This is a genomic window from Amycolatopsis sp. WGS_07, assembly GCF_045278895.1.
Lineage (GTDB): Bacteria > Actinomycetota > Actinomycetes > Mycobacteriales > Pseudonocardiaceae > Amycolatopsis.
In genome coordinates this window covers 2,058,091-2,081,230 of record NZ_CP136053.1, presented here as the reverse complement: position 1 = coordinate 2,081,230, position 23,140 = coordinate 2,058,091, and the positions used below count along the sequence as shown (strand labels likewise).

General features: G+C 73.3%; 13 protein-coding genes. 11 read left to right on the top strand and 2 right to left on the bottom strand.

Going from position 1 to position 23,140, the window contains the following annotated elements; translation table 11 throughout:
• Window positions 1–11: 11 nt before the first annotated feature.
• The 11 genes from RPX00_RS09625 (at window position 12) to RPX00_RS09575 (ending at window position 20,590) form a co-directional block, all read left to right on the top strand.
• Window positions 12–9,608: a hypothetical protein gene (locus RPX00_RS09625; protein WP_406639148.1), complete on the top strand. Its 9,597-nt coding sequence runs from the start codon at window positions 12–14 to the stop codon at window positions 9,606–9,608.
• Window positions 9,609–9,685: 77 nt separating this feature from the next.
• Window positions 9,686–11,308: a hypothetical protein gene (locus RPX00_RS09620; RefSeq protein ID WP_406639146.1), complete on the top strand. Its 1,623-nt coding sequence runs from the start codon at window positions 9,686–9,688 to the stop codon at window positions 11,306–11,308.
• A complete protein-coding gene (locus RPX00_RS09615) occupies window positions 11,203–14,103 on the top strand; it encodes a hypothetical protein (protein ID WP_406639144.1) in 2,901 nt (966 codons plus the stop codon). The genes RPX00_RS09620 and RPX00_RS09615 overlap by 106 nt, the downstream gene beginning before the upstream one ends.
• A complete protein-coding gene (locus RPX00_RS09610) occupies window positions 14,100–14,576 on the top strand; it encodes a DUF6292 family protein (RefSeq protein WP_406639142.1) in 477 nt (158 codons plus the stop codon). The genes RPX00_RS09615 and RPX00_RS09610 overlap by 4 nt, the downstream gene beginning before the upstream one ends.
• Window positions 14,577–14,659: 83 nt before the next feature.
• Entirely contained in the window at window positions 14,660–15,217 is a 558-nt protein-coding gene (locus tag RPX00_RS09605; RefSeq protein WP_406639140.1) for a hypothetical protein, read from the top strand.
• Window positions 15,217–16,272, top strand: a complete 1,056-nt coding sequence (locus RPX00_RS09600) for an NlpC/P60 family protein (protein ID WP_406639138.1) — start codon at window positions 15,217–15,219, stop codon at window positions 16,270–16,272. The genes RPX00_RS09605 and RPX00_RS09600 overlap by 1 nt, the downstream gene beginning before the upstream one ends.
• Window positions 16,269–17,051 carry a hypothetical protein gene (locus tag RPX00_RS09595; protein ID WP_406639136.1) on the top strand — a complete coding sequence of 261 codons (783 nt, stop codon included), beginning with the start codon at window positions 16,269–16,271 and terminating at the stop codon, window positions 17,049–17,051. Before RPX00_RS09600 ends, RPX00_RS09595 begins: the two co-directional genes overlap by 4 nt.
• A gap of 82 nt (window positions 17,052–17,133) precedes the next feature.
• The gene (locus tag RPX00_RS09590) at window positions 17,134–18,063 is read left to right on the top strand and encodes a hypothetical protein (RefSeq protein WP_406639135.1); all 930 of its coding nucleotides are present in this window, start codon (window positions 17,134–17,136) and stop codon (window positions 18,061–18,063) included.
• Window positions 18,060–18,608 carry a hypothetical protein gene (locus RPX00_RS09585; RefSeq protein ID WP_406639133.1) on the top strand — a complete coding sequence of 183 codons (549 nt, stop codon included), beginning with the start codon at window positions 18,060–18,062 and terminating at the stop codon, window positions 18,606–18,608. The genes RPX00_RS09590 and RPX00_RS09585 overlap by 4 nt, the downstream gene beginning before the upstream one ends.
• A gap of 109 nt (window positions 18,609–18,717) precedes the next feature.
• Complete coding sequence (locus tag RPX00_RS09580) at window positions 18,718–19,557, top strand: XF1762 family protein (RefSeq protein WP_406639131.1); 840 nt, start codon at window positions 18,718–18,720, stop codon at window positions 19,555–19,557.
• Between the two features lie 85 nt (window positions 19,558–19,642).
• Window positions 19,643–20,590: a hypothetical protein gene (locus RPX00_RS09575; protein WP_406639130.1), complete on the top strand. Its 948-nt coding sequence runs from the start codon at window positions 19,643–19,645 to the stop codon at window positions 20,588–20,590.
• Between the two features lie 101 nt (window positions 20,591–20,691).
• Here the strand turns inward: RPX00_RS09575 and RPX00_RS09570 are convergent, their stop codons facing one another.
• Together RPX00_RS09570 and RPX00_RS09565 are read right to left on the bottom strand one after the other, a co-directional pair.
• On the bottom strand, window positions 20,692–22,170 hold the full coding sequence (locus RPX00_RS09570) for a tetratricopeptide repeat protein (protein WP_406639128.1): 1,479 nt from the start codon (window positions 22,168–22,170) through the stop codon (window positions 20,692–20,694).
• Window positions 22,100–23,116: an esterase/lipase family protein gene (locus RPX00_RS09565; protein ID WP_406639126.1), complete on the bottom strand. Its 1,017-nt coding sequence runs from the start codon at window positions 23,114–23,116 to the stop codon at window positions 22,100–22,102. Before RPX00_RS09565 ends, RPX00_RS09570 begins: the two co-directional genes overlap by 71 nt.
• Window positions 23,117–23,140 lie beyond the last annotated feature (24 nt).

The window sequence follows — 23,140 nt, the reverse complement described above, 5'->3', positions numbered from 1 at the left end:
TGGCGACGCCGTTGTTCCTCCGAAAAGCGTTCGCAGCGCTGGACAAGGACGCGAACCCGGTCCTGGCGACCACAGCCTGGGACCAGGGCGAGACGGCTGTGTCCACTCTGGACGACGTGCGGCGGGCGTTCGCCGAAGCCGGACGGCACGGCTGGGTCGTGCCGTCCACCCGCCCGGGGATGTGGCGGTTGACGACTGAACCGACGGCGGCGCACGCCCGCGCCGCCGCGACGGCGGTGGACCGCCGCGAAGTGATCCTCGCCGACGACGGGGCCTGGCGCAGCACAGCCGGCGGCGACCCGATCGCGGTCCTGCCCCCGACTCCGGTCCTGCAGCTGCGGGACCTGCGGGCCGTCACGCGGTTCGTGCTCGGCGCCCACTATCGCGACGCCGACGTCGCCCGGCTGGTCCCCGCCGTCCTCGCGGGCGACGAGCGCAACGGCGTGACGCCCGAGCAGGCGCGTCAGCGCCTGGCGCAGATCGCTCCCGACGTGTACCGGCGCACCGCGGCCGCCGCACTGGGCGCGGGCGTGCACCACGGCCGAAAGTTCAATTCCGACGGCGCCACCATTGGCCTGCAACGGCTTCTCGACGGCGACCCGACGCTGCGGCTGCCCGCGGCGCCCGAACCCACGCCCGCGACAGCGCCAGCGGCGACGGCGCCGCCCCGCGCCGAGCAGCCCCGGCCGTCCGTCGCGCCCGCGCCCGCCCCGGAACCAGCGCCGCAGGCAACGCCGGAGACAGCGCTGGAGACAGAGCCGGATCCGCTCGACCGGCTGTTCCCGGCGCTCGACCCGGCGGAGACCGGCTCCGCGACCGGGCTGCGGGCCTGGCTGCGGGAAACCATGCAGTCGCTGCCCCGCGAGATCGACGGGGTCTCGACCGGGCCGGTGCGGCTCGCGCTGGCGCTGGCGGGCACCGCGCTCGCGAGCGGCGACGCCTTCACCGCCGAGGCCCTGGCCGCGCGGGTCGCGGGCAGCGCCGCCGAGCCCGGCGATGCGGCCCAGCGGGTGCGGCGGCTGGCCGGTCGCATCGCCGACGCCGCGCCCCGCCAGGACGCGTTCGGCCTGTTCGGCGAGGACCGTAGCCTGCCCGATCATCTGCACGCGGTCGCCGACGGCATCGACGCCGTCCTCGCCGACGAGCACCGGCTGCGCCGCGCCCAGGCCGACGCGCTGTTCGCCACGGTCAACCCGGACGCGGTACGGGTCGCGGCCCACTTCGCCGAACGCGGCGACCTGGAGAGAGTGCACGAATTCCTCGGCGGGCCTCTCCCGCCGCACCAGCGCACCGACCTGATCGACCCGGGCGCCCTGTGGCTGCTGCAGGAGGCGTTCGTCCACCAGTCGGCGCGCACGCGCTTCGACACCGCGAACGCGGCCGGGCGCCTGCTCGACGACGACCGGGGCGAGGAGACGGCCCTCTCCGCCCAGGCATTGGCGCAGGCGGCCCGCGACCGGGCACGCGCGGGCGACGAGGCCGCCCGAGCACTGCGGCACATCGGAATTGCGACGATCGCCTACCACCTCGACGAGGTCGCCGCCGTCCTGGCCCGCGAGCACGGGTTCGCCCTGCCGGGCGAGCCCGGCGAGCAGCCGCAGGAGACCGCGACCTCGCCGCTGGTTCCGGCCGACGTCGCGAGCGCGCTGCGCGCCCTCGCCCGGCTGGAGCACGGGCAGTTCGCGCACCTGGTCCGCGAGGTCGACCGCGACGACCCCTCCGCGCCCGCCGACGCGACGGGATCCAGCCTCTTCGGATACGAGCGCGGGCCGGGAGAGAAGGACCCCGGGGCGGTCGACACCGTCCAATTTCACTCCAGAGGCATGGACATCACCGTCGACCTCGACCACGGTCAGCTGCGCACCGGACGGCTGAGCTGGCCGCAGGTCCAAGCCTGGGTCCGAGCCGGCCTGAACCCTGCCCGGCACGCGATCGTCGTGCACGCCGACACCGCGCTGCGCGGCTTCGACCGCGCCCAGGACGCGTTCGACCAGGCCGGAGAAGGCGACCTCGCGCGGACGGCCCGCCAGGAACTGGCCGCGCTGCGAGAACAGGCCGGCATCGCGGTCGTCGACGCCGCCCAACCGGCGCAGGAAACCGGACGGGCCCGCATCCGGCGGCCGAAAGGCACGAACCCCAAAACCGAACGCGACCTCGTCTCGCCGGACGCCCTCGCGGCGATGACCCGCGCCGACCGCGAGACGGCCCAGCGGATCCTCGACCTCTCCGCCGTGCTGCCCGGCCCCGACTCCGCCGCACCGGCGGGATCGCTGCGCCCCCTGATGCCCCGAGCCGCCGAGGGACTCGGCCCGCGCGAATCCGGCGCGGACGGGCCGGACGCTGGCGGACCGCAGCCGGACGCGGAGCCCGCCGGGGTGCCGGTCCCCGACGATGTCGACCCCGCCGACGCCGGCTGGGAACGGACCGCCACCTCCTACGGCCCGGAACCGACGGAGACGTGGACACGCGGCGGCACACAGCTAGTCCTCGCCTGGCGCGCCGACGGGGACGCCCTCGCGCTGCGCCCGCGCGTGGTGATGCGCGACCGCCTCCTGCCCGGTGACCTCGCGCACGAGGTCTCCTCCGCACAGGAGCTGCGCACCCTCCTGGACGAAGCGGGCCGGTTCGGCATGGCCCGCCTCGACGGCCCCCGGTGGGCGGTGTTCCCGCAGCCCACCGCCGCCGCCTGCACCGCGATGCGGCGGCGCGGCAGCAGCGCGGAAGTCGTGCGGCTCGACCCGGACCGGGGATGGGTCCGCGTCGGCGACGGCGTCCCGCTCGCCGACCTGCGCGCCGCGCAGGCTCCCCGGCCCGCTCCCGGGCGGCCGACGCCGCCGCACGTGCCCGGACCGGACAGGACGCGCACCCCGCCGGAGCCACCGGCCGACACGGCACAGGACAGCCTGTTCGACCTGCCGGACCAGTCCGCGCCGGACGCGCCGCCCGCGCCCGACGCGGCGCCGCCGGACGCGGCGAGCCCTGCCCCGCCCCGGCACTCCGCCGCCGCGCTGCCGGGCGGCTTGCTGGCCGCCGACCTCGTCGCCGCGCTCGGCGCGCTCACCGACCCCGCCGTCGTCGGGATCCTCGCCGCCGTCGACGAGGGCGCGACGACCAGCCCGTTGCCGTTGCCGCTCGGGTGGGGCTTCGTCCGCGCGGGCGAAACCGGGCGGGCCGACAACCGTCCCGACGCTCTCGAGATCACCGCGGGCGCCGACGGCCACCGCACCGGCAGGGTGGCGTGGCGGCAGATTCTCGAGTGGGTCCGCGCCGCGACCGTGCCCGAAACGCGGCAGCTGATGCGCGCGGCCGTCGCCGTGAATCCATTCGTGCACGCGGACATGGACAGGTCCTTCGCCGCTGCCGGAGAGGAAACCCTCGCCGGCATCGCCCAGCGGCGGGTCTGGGACCTCCTGAAAGGGGCCCAAGCGACGCTGTGGACCAGGCTCGCGGCGGTCATCGCCGGGGAGCCCGTCGACCTGTCCGGCGACGTCGTGCCCGGCATGCCGGCCGCCGAGGCACTGGACTGGGTCGCCGCGGTCGCCGCCGTGCTGGTGGGCCCCCGCGCGGATGCGCCGCCGACGCCCGCCGACCGCCTCGTCCCCGGCGACGTCATCGTTCACCCGGTCCATCGCGACAATCCGTTCCGGATCACCGCAACACCGGTGACCGAGGACGGCGCCGTGGTCCTGACCGGCGAGATCGTGCGGTTTCGCGGCGACCCCGGCGTCACGCGGAACACGGTGACGGTCCCGGACCGCGACGGCGAGCGGGAGCGGTGCCAGGTCTGGCCGCTTCCGGCATCCCTGGCGTCGCTGGTGCAGCCACCGCCGCCCCTGGCTCCGCCCGCGGACGCGCCGGACACGCTCGCCGTCCCGGCCGACGCCCACCCCTCCTCGTTCGGATGGGCCCTGACCGGCACAAGTTACGAGGCGGACGCTGTCGTGCAGTCCTGGACGCGGCACACCACGACGCTGCTGCTGCGCTGGGTCCCCGGCGAGCCCGGCCCGCAACTGTCCACCCGGCTCGTGCTGCTGGCCGCGCCGCACCCCGATCCCGTCGAGCACGTCGTGGCCTCCCTCGACGACGTCCGCACCGTCCTGGCCGAAGCCGGGTTCACCGGGACCGCACGCCAGGCCGACGACGGCAGCTGGGTCGTCTCGCCGGTCGCGACCCGCGCGATCGCCGCCAACCTCGCGGACCGGGACGAACGCGCGTGGCAGGTCGGATGGGAGCGGGTGCGCGGCTGGGGCTTCGAAGGCCGCGCCGTCCCCGTCCCCGAGACCCGGATCGTGGCCCCGAGCCCAGCGGCGCCGGACAGCGGCGAACCGCCGCGCGCCGAGGGCCAATCCAGCCTGTGGGACTCGGCGGCGGCCGGCACCGACGCCGTCCCGTCGCCGGTTCTCGCCACCGGGCTGATCGACGCGCTCGATCACCGGGCCGCCGCGGAACCGCCGCACCCGGCGCGGGCCGCGACGGTCCCGCCCGGCGGGGCCGCCGAGGGTTCTGACGCCGAACTGTTCGCCCACGGGATCAGCGTGGCGACCCGCGCCCTGGCCGACGCCGGAGCCGCCGGGGGCGCCGACCCTGCGGTGTGGTCGGAGCTGCTGGATCTCACCGGAGCCGAGCCCGCGCCCGACGGTGCCCCGGCGCGCGGCGGAGCCCGGACCGCGCGGTGGTGGGTCCAGGAGGCTCTGGCAGTGCTGCGGGAGGAGTTCGGCTGCGTCGCCGACGGCCCGGCAGCCGTCCTTCCGGACGGGCCGAGGGTGGCGGTGGCTCCGGGCCGGATCCTGATGGACCCCGACGAGCCGCTGCCCGCGCAGGCGGCGCTGCTGCTGGCCGAGATCGCGCGGCTGCGCTGGGACGCGGAGCGGGCCGCCGCGGCCTCGGCGCCCGGACGGGTCCTGCCGCCGGTCGAGACCGCCGCCGACGACATCGACCGCGTCGTCGACAGCTGGCTGCCCGAGGAAACCCGGCGCAGCCGGTTCCGGGCCGCGTCCCCGCGGGAACGGGACGAGCTGAGAGCGCTGGGCCGGCAGGCGGCGGCGCTCGGGTACCGGCTCGGCGCCGCCGACGGCCCGGGAAGCCCCGGCCTGCCGTTCTCGGACGAAAACCTGACCTACAACGATCTGATCGAGGAGGCGCGTCGCCGGGTCGAGGGCGCCCGCATCGCGACGGCGGAGTCGCTGGCCGGTCATCCGGCCGTCGAGCACGTCCGCGTCGCCCTGGCCCGCCGGTGGCTGCCCGAGGACGGGCGGCTGCGGGCGTGGACGCAGACGGTGCTCGCGATGGAGGCCGTCGCGGACTACGTCCCGACGCCCCAGGGCCTGTCGCTGCCGGCATTGGGCGAGTACCTGTTCGACGCCAGCACCCCCGGCCACGACCTGGGTCCCCGCTGGCTCGACCTGCTCGCGCCCGACCGGCGGCACGCCGTCGCCGGCGCGATCGACCAAGCGGCGCGGGTGCTCGACGCGGCAGCCGAGGCCGAGCTGCCGTGGCTGGCGGCGAAGCTGCGCGCGGTCGGCCGCGAACTGCGCTGGCCGCGCGAATCCCCGGCCGACGACCCGCCCCGGCCCGGCCTCGGAGCGGCCGGACTGGTCCTGCTGCCCGCGCAGCACCCCGCCGCCGCACAGCTGGAGACCCAGCTGCGCGACGCGCTGCGGTTCCAGCCCTGGATCCACGGAACCGCCGAGCACGCGGGGCACGGAGTGACCGCGCTGCTGTCCCTGCTCGAATCGCCGCCCGTCGACCCCGAGACGGCCGCGGCCTCGATCGTCTCGCTGCTTCCGGCTCGCGGCCGCACCGAGGAGGTCGTCGCAGGGCTGGCCGAGCAGCTCACCGACGTCGCGTACGTGCTGGCGGCGACCGGACACACCCGCCCGGCCGGCTACCGCGCCGTGCCCCTGCCGGACTTCGTGCGCGAGGTGTCGGCGCAGCTGCGGGCCGCAGCTTTGGCCAGGACCGGGCGCTCCGGCTCCGGCGTCGAGGGCATACCGCGGCATCGGTGGACGATGATGGTTCCCGTCGCGCGGATCGTGCAGCGCGCCGAGCGCCGCCGACAGCTGGAAGAGGCGTGCGCCGCCCGCGTGCCGCACACATTGTCGGACGCGCGCGCCGACGCGGACACCGCGCTGCAACGGCTGGACGAGGCCAGGGCCGACGGGCTGCTCGCCCCGGTGGCCGAGGCGCTCGACGACGGAGAGGACGCGACCGCCCGGGCCCGCCTTGCCGCGGTGCTGACGACGGTCTTCCGGTCGCCGCGCGCGCTCGGCGGCCAGGCCGCTCTCGGGATTCTGCGCCTGGAACTGCAGCGCGCCGCGCTCGGCCCGCGTGCGCCGGAGCCCGACTGGATCGCGCGCTCGGTCCCGACGACCGGCCTGCACCCCGGGGGCGCGAGCGACCTCGCCGCGAACTGCACCGCCTGGGCCGAGGCGATCCGCAACCGCAGCGAAGCCGGGGACGACCTGGGCCGCCTGCTGCTGCGCACGGGCATCCGCGCCATCGCCGACGCGCTAGACGAGCAGGCAGGGCTGCTCGCCGCCCGCCACGCCACCGCCGCGCCCCGGACCGGCCCGGCGAGCCCTGCCCGCGCTGAGGCTGCCGCACCCCGTCGCGACGGCCAGCTGCCTCCGCCTGCCCTCGCCGAACCGGACCCCGCCGCCGTGTCCTCGCCGCAACCCCACGGGCCTCGGCTCGTGCCGGAGCCGGGCGGTGCCGGTGTGTCCGCTCCGGCGGGCGAGCCGGGCCTGTTCGACCTCGCACCCGCCCGGTCGGCGGAGCCCGCCTCCGCGGCGGACCAGCCCTGGGCGTTGGCCCCGGCAGGGACAGCGCCGGTGTTCCCGGCCGACGCAGCCGACGATCCCGGGCCCTACGCCGAGACGTTCGCGCAGGTCCTGGCGGTCGCGAAGACCGCGGTCGTCGAAACCTTGATCCGCGGCGGACACGACCCGGACTCCTGGCTGGGGTTCTCCGACCTGGTCATGCGACACCCCGACGGCACCGGACGCAGAACCGGAAGGGACGGGACGCTGCACGACGAGGGCAGCCTGTGGTGGCTGCGGCACGCCGCGCGGGTCCTGCGCGACGACCACGGCATCGAACTCGAAGTCCGCCCGCCCGCACGAGGCTCCCGGCACCGGCCCGACTCGATCGCCCTCGACCGCGACAGCCGCCGGCTCGTGCTCGACGGCGGCCAGCCGGCCGGAACGCTGGCGTTCAACGCGATGGTGACCCTGGCCGAACTGCAGATCGAGGCCGAGCGCGACGCGGAGCTGCACCGCACGAGCGCCCCCCGCCACCCGGTCGAGGTCACCGACGAGGAGATCGACTCCTGGCTCGGCCTCGCCCAGCCTCCCGCCGACCCCGACGAAGCCGGTGTCTTCACCGCACCGGACCTCTACGCACGCGCGCACGCCCTGGCGCGGGAAGCCGCCGCACTGGGAATGCGGCTGGGCGCCCCGGCGGGCGCCCCGCCCGTCCTGGCCCGGGAGTTCGCCGATCCCCCGCCCCGGCGGGACCAGCCAGAGGGGGTCGCCTTCGCCTTGCCGTTGTCGGCGCGCGGGCTGCCGCAGCGGCTGGAGGAGGCGCGCACCAGGATCGACGGCCTCACGATCGCGACGACAGCCGACCTGAACGGGCATCCGGCGGTCGCGCGCATCCGGGAGTCCGTCGCGGACGTGACACCCGGCGGCAAGACCACGCCGGAACAGACCGCGCGTCTGCGGGGGATGGCCGCCGCGATGGCGCTGCAGGATTTCCTGCCGCTGCCGCAGGGGCTCGACCTGGTCTCGGTCGTGGAGGAGACGGCCTTGCTGCGCGGGACGCCGGAGGAACTGCTGCCCCGGCGGCTGGACCACGTGCCGGGTCTGGTGCTGCCGCACGTCGCCGACGTGCTGCGGCAGGCGGGGCGCTGCCTGGACACCGCCGACGAGTCGCTCGGCTGGCTGGCCGCGCGGATGCGCGCCATGGCGGGAGTGCTGGAGCAGCGAGCCGCGCAGGACCACGGCGGGCTGCCCGTCCTGCCGCATTCGCGCACCGGGCTCGCCGCCTTGACGGTGCTGCCGCCCGACCACCCGGCAAGCCCTTCGCTGGAGACCCAGCTGAACCGCTACCGCTCGCTGCCGGTCGCCTCCCTCAGCCTCGCCGACTCCTACGCGATGAACGACATCCTGGCCACCCTCGCCGACCCCGCCGGGACCCCGGAACAGCAGGCCGACCGGCTCGCGGTCGACGACCCCGCGCAGCCGAAGCGCCATGTCATGACCGACGAGCGCCGCTTCGACCTCGGCCGCGCGATGGTGCAGATCGCGCACACGGTGCGCGCGGCCGGGCACCTGCGCCCCGTGGGGGATCCCGCGCTGCCGCTGCCGGACTACCTCGACGAGGTCGGGCACGCGCTCATGCGGCGCAGCGGCCTGGCCTCCGCCGCCCCGCCGACCGCCGCGCCGACCGGCGACTGGAGCGAGGACACCGTGGCCCGACGGCTCCGGCGCCGGGCCGAGAACGCCGCCGCCGAGAGGAAACGCGCCGTCAAGGACGCCCGGATCACCGGTATGCGCGCCCGTCAGGAGGCGACGGCGATCCTGCACGCGATGACCGCGCCCGAAGGAGCGGTCGCGCAGCGGGCGGAGCTGGCCATGGCCGCGAGCGAGGCCGGCGACCCGGTGTCGGCGCGGATGCACCTGGCCGACGCGATCGCCGCCGCCGACCGCGCCCGGTCGCTGAGCACGGGGGCCGATGCCGCCCAGGGGCTGGTGGTGCACTGGCTGCAGCGCGACGTGCTCGGCGAGCGTGCGATGACTCCGGCGTGGGTCGCGCGAGCGAGCACGACGACGGGCCGCACCCGCGATTCCGCGGAGACGACCGCCCGGCACCTGACCGCGAATCTGGCCGCGTGGGCGTGGGCGCTGCGCGCGGCGAGCCAGGACGCCGACCGGCTCGGCCGGATGCTGCAGGCCGTCGGCATCGACCGCGTCGCCGCGGACCTCGACGCGGTGTCCTCGGCCCTGGCCGAACGCCACGCGTTCCGCGCGCCCGAAACTCCCCGGCCCGCACCGCCGCGTCAGGTCGGGCCGGTCGTGCTCGGCGACGGCCGCGAACTGGCCAGGGTCGCCGACGAGGGTCAGCTGCCGCACCGCTTCCGCGACCGGTGGCCGGGGGACGCGTTCATGCTGACCGTCCCCGGACGCGCGCGGGTGATCGTCGCCGCCCCCTCGCCGGAGGTCGCCGACGCCGCCCCCTGGTGGTGGGCGGTGCAGCAGCTCGACGACTCCGGCGAGACCGTCGGCGCGGAACTGGTCAGCGGCACCGCCTACCGGAACCCGGCCGCGGCCGTGCGGCAGGCGGAGAAAGCCTTCGGCCAGCTGCTCGCGGCGCTGGAGAAACCCGTGGACGCGGCGGCCGCCGGAGTCGACGGACCCATGGCGGACCTGGCGTTCGTGCCCAAATGGGGAGGATTCGCCGAACAGCTCAACCGCCAGAACCTGCCCGCTTCGCTCCGGCGCCGGACCGCACAGCTGGCACTGGGCATGATCCCGCGACTCGACGCTCACTGGACCACGCCGGAATCGAACGCCTCCTGGCTGCTGGCCGGCGGCGACGGCCCCCGCTGACCCGCGAGCAGCAAACGGAAGCGACCGGCTACCTGCGCGATCTCGCCGCGCTGGCGGACCTGCACGGCAAACACGGCGTGCCCCGTCGGCTGCTGACCGGCGGCACGAAACCCCGCGCGGTCAGCACGGCGCTGAAAGACGTGCTCGCGCACGCGGAAGCGGCGCTGACTCAACCGGCACCCGCATCGCCCGCACCCGCGCCGGACCGCGACCGCAGTCTCGAGGACGCTCCGGCAGACCGCGACACCCAGGCTGGCCAGAAGTCCGCCGCCGCGGAACCGGCGCCGGCCGACGCCGCGCAGACACCGCCGGTCGCCGACCTGCCGATGTCCGACGGCCGGGCCCTGCAGTACCGCCGGGTCGAGGCCGGAGAACACGGCAACCGCTTCGCGCACGACAGCTACGAGCGCATCGAGCCGGGACGGTTTCGGCTCGTGGTCGCGAGCAGTCCGGCCGAGGTGCCGCGCCCGTCCGGCAAACCGTGGACCTGGTTCCTGCACCGGATCGACGCTGACGGGAAACCCCGCGGGGCAGGCCTGAGCGAAGTCCGCTTCAGCCAGAAGACCCACGAATACAGGACCCCGCAGGCAGCGCTCGCGGAGGCGGGAAAGTGGCTGAAGCATCTGGAACGCCACCTCGACGAGCCTCAGCTGGCGCAACCGTCGCCGGTGCGCGGCCCGATCGGAGAACTGGAGTTCGTCCCGGGCTGGGGCGACGTGTCGAGCCAGCTGAAGGATCAAACGCTGCGCGGGCTCCCGCCGGCGGCGCAGTGGGCCCTCAAGGTGGCATGGCGGCTCGATACGGAACTCCCGTCTCCCGAGCGGGAAGCGCTGTGGATCCGGGACACCGGCCAGCTGCCGGGCAACGTGAGATTCCCGCCCGAGTACGTGGACGAGATCGCGGGATACATCGGAGATCTCGCCGACCACGTCGCGGCGTCCGGGATCCCGGACGCGCTGCCCAAAGCGCGGCGTCCGATCCGCCTGAGCGACGCGTTGCGGGAAGCCCGGGACGTCTTGCGCCCCGTCGGACCCACGACAGAGGCCGAGCAGCCCGCCCCGACCGAGGCACGAGACCGGCGCGAACCGCTCGCGGCCGCCGCACCCGCATCCGGGCCCGCCCGCGTCCCGGCCACTGCCGAGGCGAGCGTGCCTGCGGAGGCAGATTCGGCGCCGGTGCCGGTGCCCGAGAGCGGCCCGGAAGACCAGCCGCAGGCGGAACTGCCGATGTCCGACGGCCGCGCCTTGCAGTACCGGCAGGTCGAGGCGGGAGAGAAAACCGTCAACAGGTTCGCGTACGACGCCTACGAGCGGGTGGAGCCCGGGCGGTTCAGTCTCGTGGTCAAGTCAAGCCCGGCCGAAGTGCCGCCCCCTCGGGCAAGCCGTGGACCTGGTTCCTGCGCCAGGTCGATGCCGACGGCAGACCGCAGGGCGCGGGACTGGAATCACGCTGGCTCTTCCCGCGCACCAGCGAGTACACGACCCCGCACGCAGCCCTCGCCGCGGCGGAAGAGTGGCTGGCGCATCTGGAACGCCACCTCGACCAGCCGCCGCTGCGCGCACCCTCGCCGGTCAGCGGCCCGATCGGCGGCATCGTGCTGGTCCCGGGCTGGGGCGACGCCACGAGCCAGCTCGTGCAGCAGGACCTCAGCCGGCTCCCCGGCGAGGCGCAGTGGGCCATCACCGTGGTGCGACGGCTGAACCAGGAAGTCCCGGCTCCCGAGCGGGAAGCCGAGTGGCTGCGCACCGTCGACTACATGCCGGGCCGGGTGAAGATGCCGCCGGACGTCCTGGCGGCCGTCGCGGGACACATCGGGGACCTCGCCGAACACGTCGCGGCATCCGGGGTCCCGGACCGCCTGCCCGAAGCCCGGGAACCGGCACGCCTGAGCGACGCCCTGCGCACCATCCGGGACGCCCTGCGTCCCGCCGCGCCAGAACCCGCCGCCGACACCGATGCCCGTCGGAAGCCGCGCACGGCAGCACCCGAACCCGGAACCGCCCCCGCCCCGGCGGCCCAGGAGACCACCGTGGTCACGGCTCCCGCTGTCGCGGACCCGGACACCGCCGCGGTCCCGGCTGCGCTGACGCTGTCCGACGGCAGGCAGGCGACCCGCGACGACGCGCCCGGCAGCCCGCACGAGCGTGCGGCCTACCGGCTCGACGCTCCCGGCATCCGTCTCCGGATCACCCGCGCCCGCGACGAGACCGGCGCGGCGGGCTGGCGATGGTCGCTGCAGCGCGTCGACGACGCGGGGAAACCCGCCGGGGCGGCGCTGAAGGACTCTCCGCCGCTGGCCACCGCCGCAGCCGCGATCGCGGAAGCGGAGACGGCCCTCGCGGCGCTGGAAGCGTTCCTGCGCACCCCCTCGGCACGACGACGCGGGACCGCGGCGGGACCGTTCGCGGCGCTCGAATTCGTCCCCGGCTGGGGTACCGCGGCCGGGCAGCTCCGCCGCGTCGACCTGCCGCCCGAGGCGGCCACGGGGCTGCCCCGCATCGCGGTGATGATCGCCGAACGGCTCGACGCGCCCGGCGCGTCGCACCTGAACGCCGCCCGCTGGGCCGCACACGGCCCGGGACGACAACGCCGCGACGGCGCGCAACTGAGAGAACTCGTCGGCCACATCCGGGACCTGGAAACCCGCATCGCGGCCTCGGGCATCGACGACCGGCTCGCGCACCAGCCGGACGGCCCCGGCCTGCGCGCGGCCCTGCGCGCCACTCGCACCGAACTCGCCTGGCACGCGGGCGTGGACCCCGAGACCCTGCGCCCGCTGGCCTCGTCGGCGGCCCCGAGCCGGTCCGCCGACCCCCGGCCGGACGCGCAGCCTCGCCGAACCCCGGCATCGCGCCCCGGCGACGATCCCGCACCGCCTCGGCCCGACCCCGTCGCCCCGCCCGCACCGGCCGCCCCCGCGACGGCACCCGAGCACCACGCGGACCGTCCGGAACCCGAGCCCGTCGCCGCACTCCCGGCCGAACAGCAGCCGCCCGTCGGCCGGCGCGGCGAGGACCCGGCGCCCGGGACGCCCGCCGACGACGAGGAGCAGGCCCCGGCACCACCGTCCGACCCCGAAGCGGGCAGCGACGGATACGACTGGGCCGACCAGCTCGAAGAAGAGCACGGAGACTTCGACCCGTTCGCGCCCGAACCCGCAGACGAACCAGCGCTCGCGCGGTACCTCGCGACGGAAGAACCCCGCGAGGACCGGCATCGCACGGGCGAGCCCGGTGCCGGGCAGCCCACCGAGCCCGGCCCGGCGCCCGAGGAACCCGGCCCGGCGCCGGCCGAGCCCGGCCCACAGCCCGCGCCCCCAACGCCGGTCCGCGCATCGGACACAACGGACACCGCCGCCGCGGCAAGCAGCGCCGCACCGGAGACCGCCGCGACGGACGCCGAGCCCGCACCGGCACCGCAGCAGATCGGGGCGGTCGAGATCCTGCGCCGCCGGATCTACCCGGTGGACCCGGACGCGGACACGCTCGATCCCGGAACCGAGCTGGCCGTCGTGGAACCCGGCCGCTACCCGCTGCTGCAGCACGGCGACCACACCTACTGGATCATGAACGGCGTCCGGCTCGGCGGAGACGGAGGCCTCGACCTCGCCGCCCCGGACCGCGTCACCTGCACCTCGCGCCGCTACACCCCAACCGGATGGCAGCACTTCCTCGCCGCCGACCCGGCATGCCAGGACGGACGCGAGGGCCAGCGGCTGCGGGTCGTCCTCGCCGCCGACGACCCGGCAACCGGGCAGCCCTCCGGCCCGCCCGCCTCGGGCCCGGCCGAATCCACTGCCGCCGACAGCCCGCACAGGACCGACGCCGAGGCGCGGATGTGGGGCGACCTCGTGGCCAAAGCCTCCGCGCTCGGCGTCTCGGTGCGCACCGTGTTCGACCAGGAATCCGAGACCCGGTGGAGCCCCGGCGATGCCGGCCCGCCGGGCGAGGCGACGGTGCTCGTCTCCGGAAACCAGCCGCCCGGCGCGCGCAACGTCGACCTCGCCGCGCGGCTCGTCGACATCGCGATGACCCGGACGGCGACCGAGACCGCCGCGGACGTCGCGATCCCGGTCCAGCGCGAGAACGACCTCGCCGCGACCGCGCACGCCGAGCCCAGCCCCGCCGCCGACCGCGTCGCGTCCGGCCCCGCCCCGCAGGGCTTCCGCACGAGGCTCAACCTCGCGGACCTGTTCGCCGCCTCCGGCGGCTCCGGCCGGGCCACGGCGGAGCCCCCGGCCCCGGCGATGGCCAGGACAGGCGGGCGGCACGCGCGCCCGGACGTCGAGGACACGGCCGGGGAACAGACCCCGATCTACGACCAGCTGCTCCGGTCGATGGCGGCGTACGGGCTGGGCGATCCGACGCGGCCCGTCCCGCCCGAGCCCCGGCACGGGGAACACCGCGCGCGCCCCGACCGCGTCGGCACCGCCCCGGCCGGAGGGCGGACGTCGCGGCCCGGCCCGGACTTCGCCACGACAGGACGAACCCGATGACGCCCGATCAGGACCGGACCCGACCGGCCGCGAACATCCCGCTGAGCCCCGCGCCGCGTGGCGCGCTGCCGCACGAGCCCTACGTCCGCGCCGTGGTCGAACGACTCGACCGGTGCGGCCTGACCGTGTCCGGCCTGCAGCTGCTGGATTCCCCTGCGCCGCAGGCCACCCTGCGGATCGCCGCACCACGGCACGCCGGGACCGGCACGGCCATCGGCGATGCCGACCTGATCACGATGCGGTGGAACGGCGACACCGGGTGGGCGATGCGCGTCAAGTACGGCGCGGACGCGCTGCCCCGCGCCACCGTCCACTTCGGACCAGATCCGGTCCCGGACCCTGCGGACGTGGCCGACTGGGCCTACTACGGGCTCCGCGAACCGCTGCTGCTGCGAACCCGGGACCCGGACGCGCCGCGCACCGCCGCTCACCCGCGCGCGGCGCTGAGCAGACACCGCCAGGACGACAGCTAGGCGCACGGGCACCGCGCGAACCGCAATCCGGCCCGCCACACCGAAACACGACAGAAGGACGGCACGACCGAGGGGAGACCACCATGAGCGAAGCACGCCCGAAACCCTGGCGGGCACGGGACATTCTCCGCAGAACCGGACCGGCCCTGATCGCCGCCGGGGTTCTCGCGCACGGCGCCGCCGGTTGTGCGCGGCCCCCGGCTCCGCAGTCGCCGCCGTCGGCGGACGCGCTTCCGGTCGCGGCGGCGGCCGAGGTCTGCGCACGCTTCGCCGTCGCCGCGATGTCGGTCGACACCGCCGCCGACACCGGGCCCGCCGACGCCCGCCGCCGGGCCGCCCGACAGTACGGCGTCCCGGCCCTCGAAAACGCCCTCGCGGGCGAAGGCCGGGACGAGACCTGGACCGGCCTGGCCGCCCGCCATGCCCGCGTGCACGTCGAGACCCGCCCGATCACCGACGACCCGCCGCCGGGCGAGGACGGCACGGCCAGCGCGGGCGTGCTCGCGACCCCGACCGCGTCCGCGCCGGACGGATGGCACCAGCAACTGCCGACGCTGGCGGTCTACTGCTCGCTGACCCAAACCGGCCGAGAATGGAAGGTCTCGTCCGTCACCCTCTCCGATTCCGGCGGCGGTTCCTAGTGTGCCTCAAAGGGATCGCGGCCGCGGCGGGCTTCCTCTGCGTCGCCATGCTGGCCCTGTTCCTCGGCATGGGCGGGGGCCAGGACGCCGAACCGAAACCCGGAACGGACGACGGATCCTGGAACACCGCGCTGAAAACGGACGCGGTGCCGGACTGGGCGCGCGCCCCGCTGCTGCACGCGGCGCAGCGCTGCCCTGAAGTCCCCGCGCCGGTGCTGGCTGCCCAGATCGAGACCGAATCGAACTGGAACCCCAACGCCCACAACAGCAAGTCCGGCGCCGACGGGCTGGCGCAGTTCCTTCCCGGAACATGGGCCGAATACGGCGTCGACGGCGACGGCGACGGCCGCGCCGACCCCCGCAACCCCGCCGACGCCATCGAGACCCAAGCGGCCTACATGTGCCACCTCGTCGGCTTCTGCCGCAAGAACGGCGCGCTGCGCGGCGACCTGCTCGACCTCGCGCTCGCCAGCTACAACGCCGGGCCCGGCAAAGTAAAGGACGCCGGCGGCGTGCCGCCCTTCGTCGAAACAGTCCGCTACATCGCAAAAATCCGCGACCTGGCCCACACCAAATACAGCAAGGCCGACACGCCCCCGAACACCGGAGGACGGGCCGGAGCCGTGATCGCCCGCGCGGCCGAACACGTGACCGCGAAAACCCCGTACGCCTGGGGCGGCGGCACCCTGGAAGGACCCGGCAACGGATCGGGCCCCGACCGCGGAGTGGTCGGATTCGACTGCAGCTCCCTCGTCCGCTGGGCCTACTACCAAGGCACCGGACGGCAGATCACGCTCCCGCGCACCTCCACCGAACAGTTCACCGCGACCCGAGGACAACCCGTCTCCGCCGAAAACCTGCAACCCGGCGACCTGATGTTCTGGGGCAGCGGCGGGCACATCCACCACGTCGCGCTCTACATAGGACACGGATCGATGATCGAAGCCCCGCAATCCGGCCAGGTCGTCCACGAAACCCCGATCAAGGTGAAAGGCGACTACGCCGGCGCCGGACGCGTGTTCGGCGGCCCGATGGACCGCGCGGACAACAGGTGACCCCCCGCAACACCCCCCGTCAGAGAAGGACGAACGGAAACGACGAACAGAGAAAGAAGGACACCATGACAACACCTCGATATCCTTTTGCGACACCCGGCTTCAGGGGGCCGCGCCATCACGGATTCAGGGGATTCGACGGAGTCGCGATCGCCGGCACGAACGGCGATCTCGTCGCGCTGGACCGGCTCAACGGGCGCGACAGGTTCGAGGCCCATTTCCGCGGGGCCGGCGAAGAACACGCGCGGCGCATAGCCCAAGAACTCTGCGACACGGCACCGGCCACCGGCCGCCCCGCACTCGACCTCGACGAAGCGATCGCGACCTTCACCCCGACCGAGGAAGCGCACGTCGCCTACACCGCGGGACTGAGCGGCGGGCTCGCGTATCAGAGCGACCTGCTTCGCGCGATCGTCTCGCTGCGCGAACAACACCACCTGTCCAGCAGCATCATCGTCGGATCAGCCCCGACCCTGGCGAGCGCGTCCGACATGACGAACGCCCAATGTCTCGCCGCCGCCGACTACCTCGACGACATCAGCGGCAGGCTCGCGCAGCGCGCGGGAATCGACCCGCCGTGGCGTGTGCAGGACCGCCAACAGGTTGCGGCGCAATCACGAGCAGACACGCCAGCACACCCCTCGCAGCAGCAGGCGGCCGCGGGCCGGCACTCCCGCCGCAGCGACCCGCCGAACGGGCTCAAGTCCCGGCCGGGCACGGCCGGAGGACGACACGCCGCCGCGCACGAACCACAGCACCGTGCCCAGGGACGGCGGTGATCCCCGCTCGTGCGCGCGCCCGGACCGCCGCGCACGCCCGGCGAAAAGAACAGTGACACCACGGATATCTGAGGGGGAAGACATGAAAGGAACCAGCGAGCACCTGTCGTGGGGATACACAGGCGAGGGAATGTCCGTCCGGGTCGGGCGACGGGTCGTTGCGATCCCTGACGGGATCGCCGAGCACCTCCTGGACGACGACTACATCCTGCCGGGCGACGATCCCGCGACAGACCTGATCGAATTCGAAGCCACGCTGCGCCGAACCGCGTTCCACGCCCGCCGACGCGTCGAGCGGACGGCTGCGGCGGTCGAGCGCCAGCGCGACATGATCGCCCAACTCGACCGCGAACTCGGCGCCGATCCCACCGAACACCAACGCCTCGTGGTCGAGCACGCACGCCTGCGCGCGCGTGAGCTGCTGGCGATTTTCCAGGAAGAGCAGTCAACAGCGGTCGATTCCGTCGAGCACTGGAGCATTCACATCGCCGAAGTCCGCGATTTCGTGTGCGGCCTGGCGATCACGCACGGCCCCTTGGCCGCCGCAGCGGCCGGGTGGACCCGCAACCCTGAGAAACCCCTGTATGTTCAGGCATTCGACAACGCGGCGGCGTTCATCGCAGCCGACCCCCGGCGGGGTGCGGGAACCCGGTGGATGACGGTGGTCGACGGCGAGGACTTCGGACGCGGATGGCGGCGCGATCCCGACGATGACGACGACCCGCTGGGCAGCGACCCCGAACTCGTCGGAGCGTGGGAAGCGGGATACCTCGCCACAACAGGCGAGATCTACGCCGTGCGCCGGGCCAGCGACCACGAACCCGACGCGGTGTGGCTGATGCCGGGACCGGTCTCCGCAGCGACCGCGCGACACATCCTGCACACCGTCGGCCCCGACCGCCTCGCCCCGAACTCGCTGATCGGGCTGGCAGAGGCCGTCCATCGCGACCGACCCGGCCCTGCCGCGTGCGAGGCGCGCCACAGCGACTACGGCCAGGACCTGGCGGCGTGACGAACCCGGCCCCGCCCGACGTGACACGGGACCGGGACGCGCTGCGGAACGGCGAGATCCTCGGCGAGGAATTCGCCGACTGTCTGATCGCGTCGTGCGCTGGAGGCGACCCCGCCGACTCCGGCGATGCCGACAGCCAAGGTCCGGCCGCGCGCCACCTGCTGAGTCTCGTGTGCCGCGATCGCACACTGCTGGAGTCCTTTTGCCACAGCCTGGCCGACCAAGCACAGCGGTTCCGAGCCGCCGTCCGTCACCTTCAGGACGACTGGATCGACAGGTCCGAGACGACGCCCGACTGGATCGCCCGCCACATCGACCGCACCGGAGACCTGGCCGACGGACAGGTTCTCGACCTGGCGCACCAACTTGATCAGGCCAGCGGGTACCTCGCCCAACTCGCCGACGTCCCACCGCCTCGCCAGTTCGCCGAGCCGCAACTCGGTGCAGCGGCACGGAGACCATCTCGCCGGCCGTGCAGAGTCTGCCCTTGCCGGTCGCTCCGCGCCGCGACAAGCGGCAACGGCCACAGCGAGGAAAGGGGATAGCCCGCATGGACGGAACGACGCGCACGGTCGACGATTCGAGCCCCGAGTTCTGGGTGTGGTGGGAACCCCCGAGATCGGAGACCCGGCCGAGTCCGCCGTGGGAGTGTGGATGGTCGCCCCGGCCCGGGACGACGAGAACGACCCGGACGGCATGCCGACCCTCGGGGACGCCATCGGCGCAGGGCCCAACGACGCAGCCGTCGACTGGCTCGCAACCCGATGCGGATGCGCGCCCGGCGCTCTCGTTCGCCGAGACGACTTCGAGATCGGCACCTACGCCAGGCATCCGGACGGGACTCTCGACCTCGGCCGTGTCGAACGCTGGATCACCTGCCGCCGGTACACCATCGCGGCATCCTCGCTGAACGCCGAGAAGGAACCGGCGGGCTCAGGCCGCCTGACCATTGTGCCGGCCTTCCGCGACGAAGCAGCCGCGTTCGTCGATGCCCACCATCGACACCACGGCCGTCCGCACGGGTATCTCTTCGGCGCGGCGGTCGCCACCGAGGACGGGCGCGTGGTCGGCGTGATCACCGTTGCACGCCCGTCCTCCCGCCGGTTGCAGGACGGCTGGACCGTCGAGGTCAACCGGTCAGCCACCGACGGCACCCGCAACGCGAACTCAGCGCTCTACGGCGCGGCATGGCGCGCGGCGAAGGCGCTGGGCTACCGCCGCGCCGTCACCTACACCCAGGCCGGCGAATCCGGTGCTTCGCTCCGCGCTGCGGGCTGGCTTCCGATCGCCGAGCTGGCTCCCCGCACCGGTTGGGACACGCCCTCACGGCGCCGATCCGACCGCGGAACCTCCGGCGTGGCGCGCACGCGGTGGGAGATCACCGCCAGCCCTCCGCCATGGCCGCATCGACCGACAACCCGAACAGCCCAGCGGATACATCACGGATCCCGCCGACATCCGACCGTCCCACCCGGTCGCCGGACAGGAACCTGACGCGGTGATCAGCATCGTATCCCGGGAAGGGAATAGGCGCGGGAACGAGAAAACACGGCGAAAACGAACCGAGGGGGCGATCACGATGGGAGAAGGCCGCAGGGCGACATTGACAGTGCTGTCGCTCGGTGCGGGAGTTCAGTCCACAGCGCTGGCATTGATGGCGTGCACGGGCGAGTTGCCCGCGCCGGACGCAGCCATCTTCGCCGACACGGGATGGGAGCCGCGACGGGTCTACGAACACCTGGACCGGCTTGAGCACAACCTGGCCGAGGCCGGGATACCGCTGTACCGCGTGTCTGCCGGAAACCTGCGCGACGACGCTCTGGACCCGAGTCACCGGTACTGCTCGGTGCCGTACTTCATCCGCAACCCGGACGGGTCGGACGGCATGGGCCGTCGTCAATGCACTGCCGAGTACAAACTGACGCCCATCAAAGCGAAAGTCCGCGAACTGCTCGGGTACCCGCACCCGAAGCGGGTTCCGCGCGGCGTGTTCGCCGAACAGTGGATCGGGTTCTCCGCCGACGAAATCGGCCGCGTGCGCGACACGCTCGACGTTCAGTACGCGCGGCCTCGGCATCCGCTGCTGGAACTGGGAATGTCGCGCAAGGACTGCGTCCGGTGGCTGCGGGTCCACGGCTGGACCACAGTGGCCAAAAGCGCTTGCAAGGGCTGTCCGTTCCACGGCAACGCCCAGTGGCGCGACCTGCGCGACAACCACCCCGACGAGTGGGCCGAGGTCGTCGAGTTCGACCGCCGGATCCGCAAAGGCGGCGCGCGCGGGACGCCCCTCGACGGTGAGGCATTCCTGCACCGCTCCCGCCTGCCGCTGGACATCGCGCCGATCGACCGCGTGACTCGACGCGAATGGGCCGATCGGCAAGGCGATCTCCTCGACCTGATCGCCGACGCGGAAGCGGGGTTGCTGGAGGACGGCGACCCGGACGGCTGTTCACCGTACGGATGCCGTTCCGGGACGGCCGCGGCGGAGGCTCGAGAGCACACGGTGCCAGATCGCAGAGCTGCCTAACCCGTCGGCATGTGCCTGATGGCGGGCCTCCCGGCCCGGCGGCATCCGGCCTGAGACAGATCGACACGGCGATCAATCGCTCATGCTGGCCGAGTGCGTCGTCAACCTGATGTGTCGTCGTCGACTGGTTGCAGCCAGGTGCCTATCTCGAGAGAACGATCGAGTTCGGGACGGTGTCCGCCTGGCCGGAGATTGCTCCACCGGCGTTGGGACTCGATCGCTTCGCCGAGCACGGCGCGCGCTTCAGATCGGCGGCCCAGCTCGGCCAACTGGAATCCCAAGTGGTTCAGGATGGCGGCGAGGTCGGGTAGGTAGGTGTTCGGATGTTGTTCGGCGAGGCGTCGGTAGAGCCCGGCTGCTTCGCCGAGCGCGGCGAGGGCGTCTTCTCGTTGTCCTGCTCCGCCGAGGGCCACTGAGAGGTTGTTCAGGCTCCTGGCGAGGTCGGGTAGGTAGGTGTTCGGATGTTGTTCGGCCAGGCGCCGGTAGAGCCCGGCTGCTTCGCCGAGCGCGGCGAGGGCGTCTTCTCGTTGTCCTGCTCCGCCGAGGGCCACTGAGAGGTTGTTCAGGCTCCTGGCCAGGTCGGGTAGGTAGGTGTTCGGATGTTGTTCGGCCAGGCGCCGGTAGAGCCCGACCGCTTCGCCGAGCGCGGCGAGAGCTTCATCTCGGCGGTCCAGTGCAGCCAACTGGACGGACAGGTTGTTGAGGATGGCGGCGAAGTCGGGTAGGTAGGTGTTCGGATGTTGTTCGGCCAGGCGCCGGTAGATCTCGGCTGCTTCGTTGATCGCGGCGAGGGCGTCTTCTCGTTGTCCTGCTCCGCCGAGGGCCACTGAGAGGTTGTTCAGGCTCCTGGCGAGGTCGGGTAGGTAGGTGTTCGGATGTTGTTCGGCCAGGCGCCGGTAGATCTCGGCTGCTTCGTTGATCGCGGCGAGGGCGTCTTCTCGTTGTCCTACTCCGCCGAGGGCCACTGAGAGGTTGTTCAGGCTCCTGGCGAGGTCGGGTAGGTAGGTGTTCGGATGTTGTTCGGCCAGGCGCCGGTAGATCTCGGCTGCTTCGTTGATCGCGGCGAGGGCGTCTTCTCGTTGTCCTACTCCGCCGAGGGACACCGAGAGATTGATCAAACTGCTGGCGAGGCCGGGCAGATGGGCATCCGGCCGGTCGGCGGCCAATCGGTGCCGGGTTGCAGCCGCGTCGTACAAAGCGCTGACCGACTCCTGCAGGACGTCCACGTCCCCGGAGTGGCTGTACAGCTGACGCAGTGCGATGCCAAGGTTCGACAACGCCGCTGCACGGTCGGGTCCGTCTGTTCGGGCAGAGGCGACTGCCTCGCGCAGTGCGCTGGTCGACTCATCCAAAGTGCCCACGTCCCCGGTGCGGCCGAAGCGGCTCAGCAACGCGATGCCGAGGTTCGACAGGACCGCAGCGCGATCGAGTTCTGGCGAGCGAGTTTCGTTCAACGCTTGGCGTAGGACAGTGATTGCCTCATCCAAGGCTGCCATGTCGCCCGTGCGGTCAAACCGCTCCCAGAGAGCCGTGCTCAACTCGGACAAGCCGCGGACGTTGCGATCGCCGACGCCAGCCATCAGTGGGGGCCCTCCCTAACTCTTTGATCCATTCCAGAGCAGTCTGGGGCGTAAGGATGAACTCCATTGTGCGAGTGGACGGGTTCCACCTCGCTATCACTGCGGATTCGCTCGGACTCGTTGCGGGGTCATGAACCCTGCCGTTCGTCGGCGAACATTCGTGGTGGATCAGGTCGGACGCCTCGACAGCGTCGGGCGAGGACGGGAGCCCAGCGGGCACGTCGGCATGCGTCTGTCGCGGGTGGAGCGCCGCGATCAGATGGTGCTTGAGCGCCAAGTATGCGCGGTGTCTGGCCGAGTCGGGCTGGATGATCGAGAAGTGGTCACCAGGCAGTACGCCGGTATCCGGAAAGACGCCCTTCGCGGACGTCGGCGTAACGATGTTGTCGCGGTCGCCCGCGTATGCATGAATCGACACGGGGCACTGATCTGAAGCGATCTGCTGGGCGTGAACAATCCTGTTGACCACGACCTGTTGTGCGGTGCTGACTGCGTCGTTGACAGGGCGCAGTTCACGTTCCTGCGGGTGTTTCCAGAACCACGCTCGGCGTCGCGCCAGTAAGAAGATCTCTGACCCCGAGTTCGGGCATGCGAACATCACAACTCGCCGGATCCGCTGAAGGTCGAGACCGTGTGCACCGGTCACCATTCGCGCCATGTACCGCTGAACGATCAGCCCTCCCTGGCTGTGGGACGCGAGGACCACATCCGAATATTCTGCTGCCTCGGTGTCCAAGTAGGTTCGCAAACTGTCGGCAAGCACATCAAAATTGGGGATCCGCTTCAGCGGGCTGAGATTGAACTTCGGCGAAGGGTACTCGAAATCTAAAACCGTCACATGAGCGAGGTCGGGGTCGGAGGCGATTAGGTCGCGGAAGGGCACCCAGGTACGACTTGAGGAGAACAGCCCATGCACGAAAACGACTGCGCTCTGCCCTGTGGTCAACGTCGCTCCGTCCGGGATGCCCAG

What these genes read in the sequence shown, in the direction of transcription:
- RPX00_RS09610 (WP_406639142.1), top strand. Translation starts at nt 14,100, where the DNA reads ATGACGCCCGATCAGGACCGGACCCGACCGGCCGCGAACATCCCGCTG.
- RPX00_RS09605 (WP_406639140.1), top strand. Translation starts at nt 14,660, where the DNA reads ATGAGCGAAGCACGCCCGAAACCCTGGCGGGCACGGGACATTCTCCGC.
- RPX00_RS09590 (WP_406639135.1), top strand. Translation starts at nt 17,134, where the DNA reads ATGAAAGGAACCAGCGAGCACCTGTCGTGGGGATACACAGGCGAGGGA.
- RPX00_RS09580 (WP_406639131.1), top strand. Translation starts at nt 18,718, where the DNA reads ATGGTCGCCCCGGCCCGGGACGACGAGAACGACCCGGACGGCATGCCG.
- RPX00_RS09575 (WP_406639130.1), top strand. Translation starts at nt 19,643, where the DNA reads ATGGGAGAAGGCCGCAGGGCGACATTGACAGTGCTGTCGCTCGGTGCG.
- RPX00_RS09570 (WP_406639128.1), bottom strand. Translation starts at nt 22,170, where the DNA reads ATGGCTGGCGTCGGCGATCGCAACGTCCGCGGCTTGTCCGAGTTGAGC.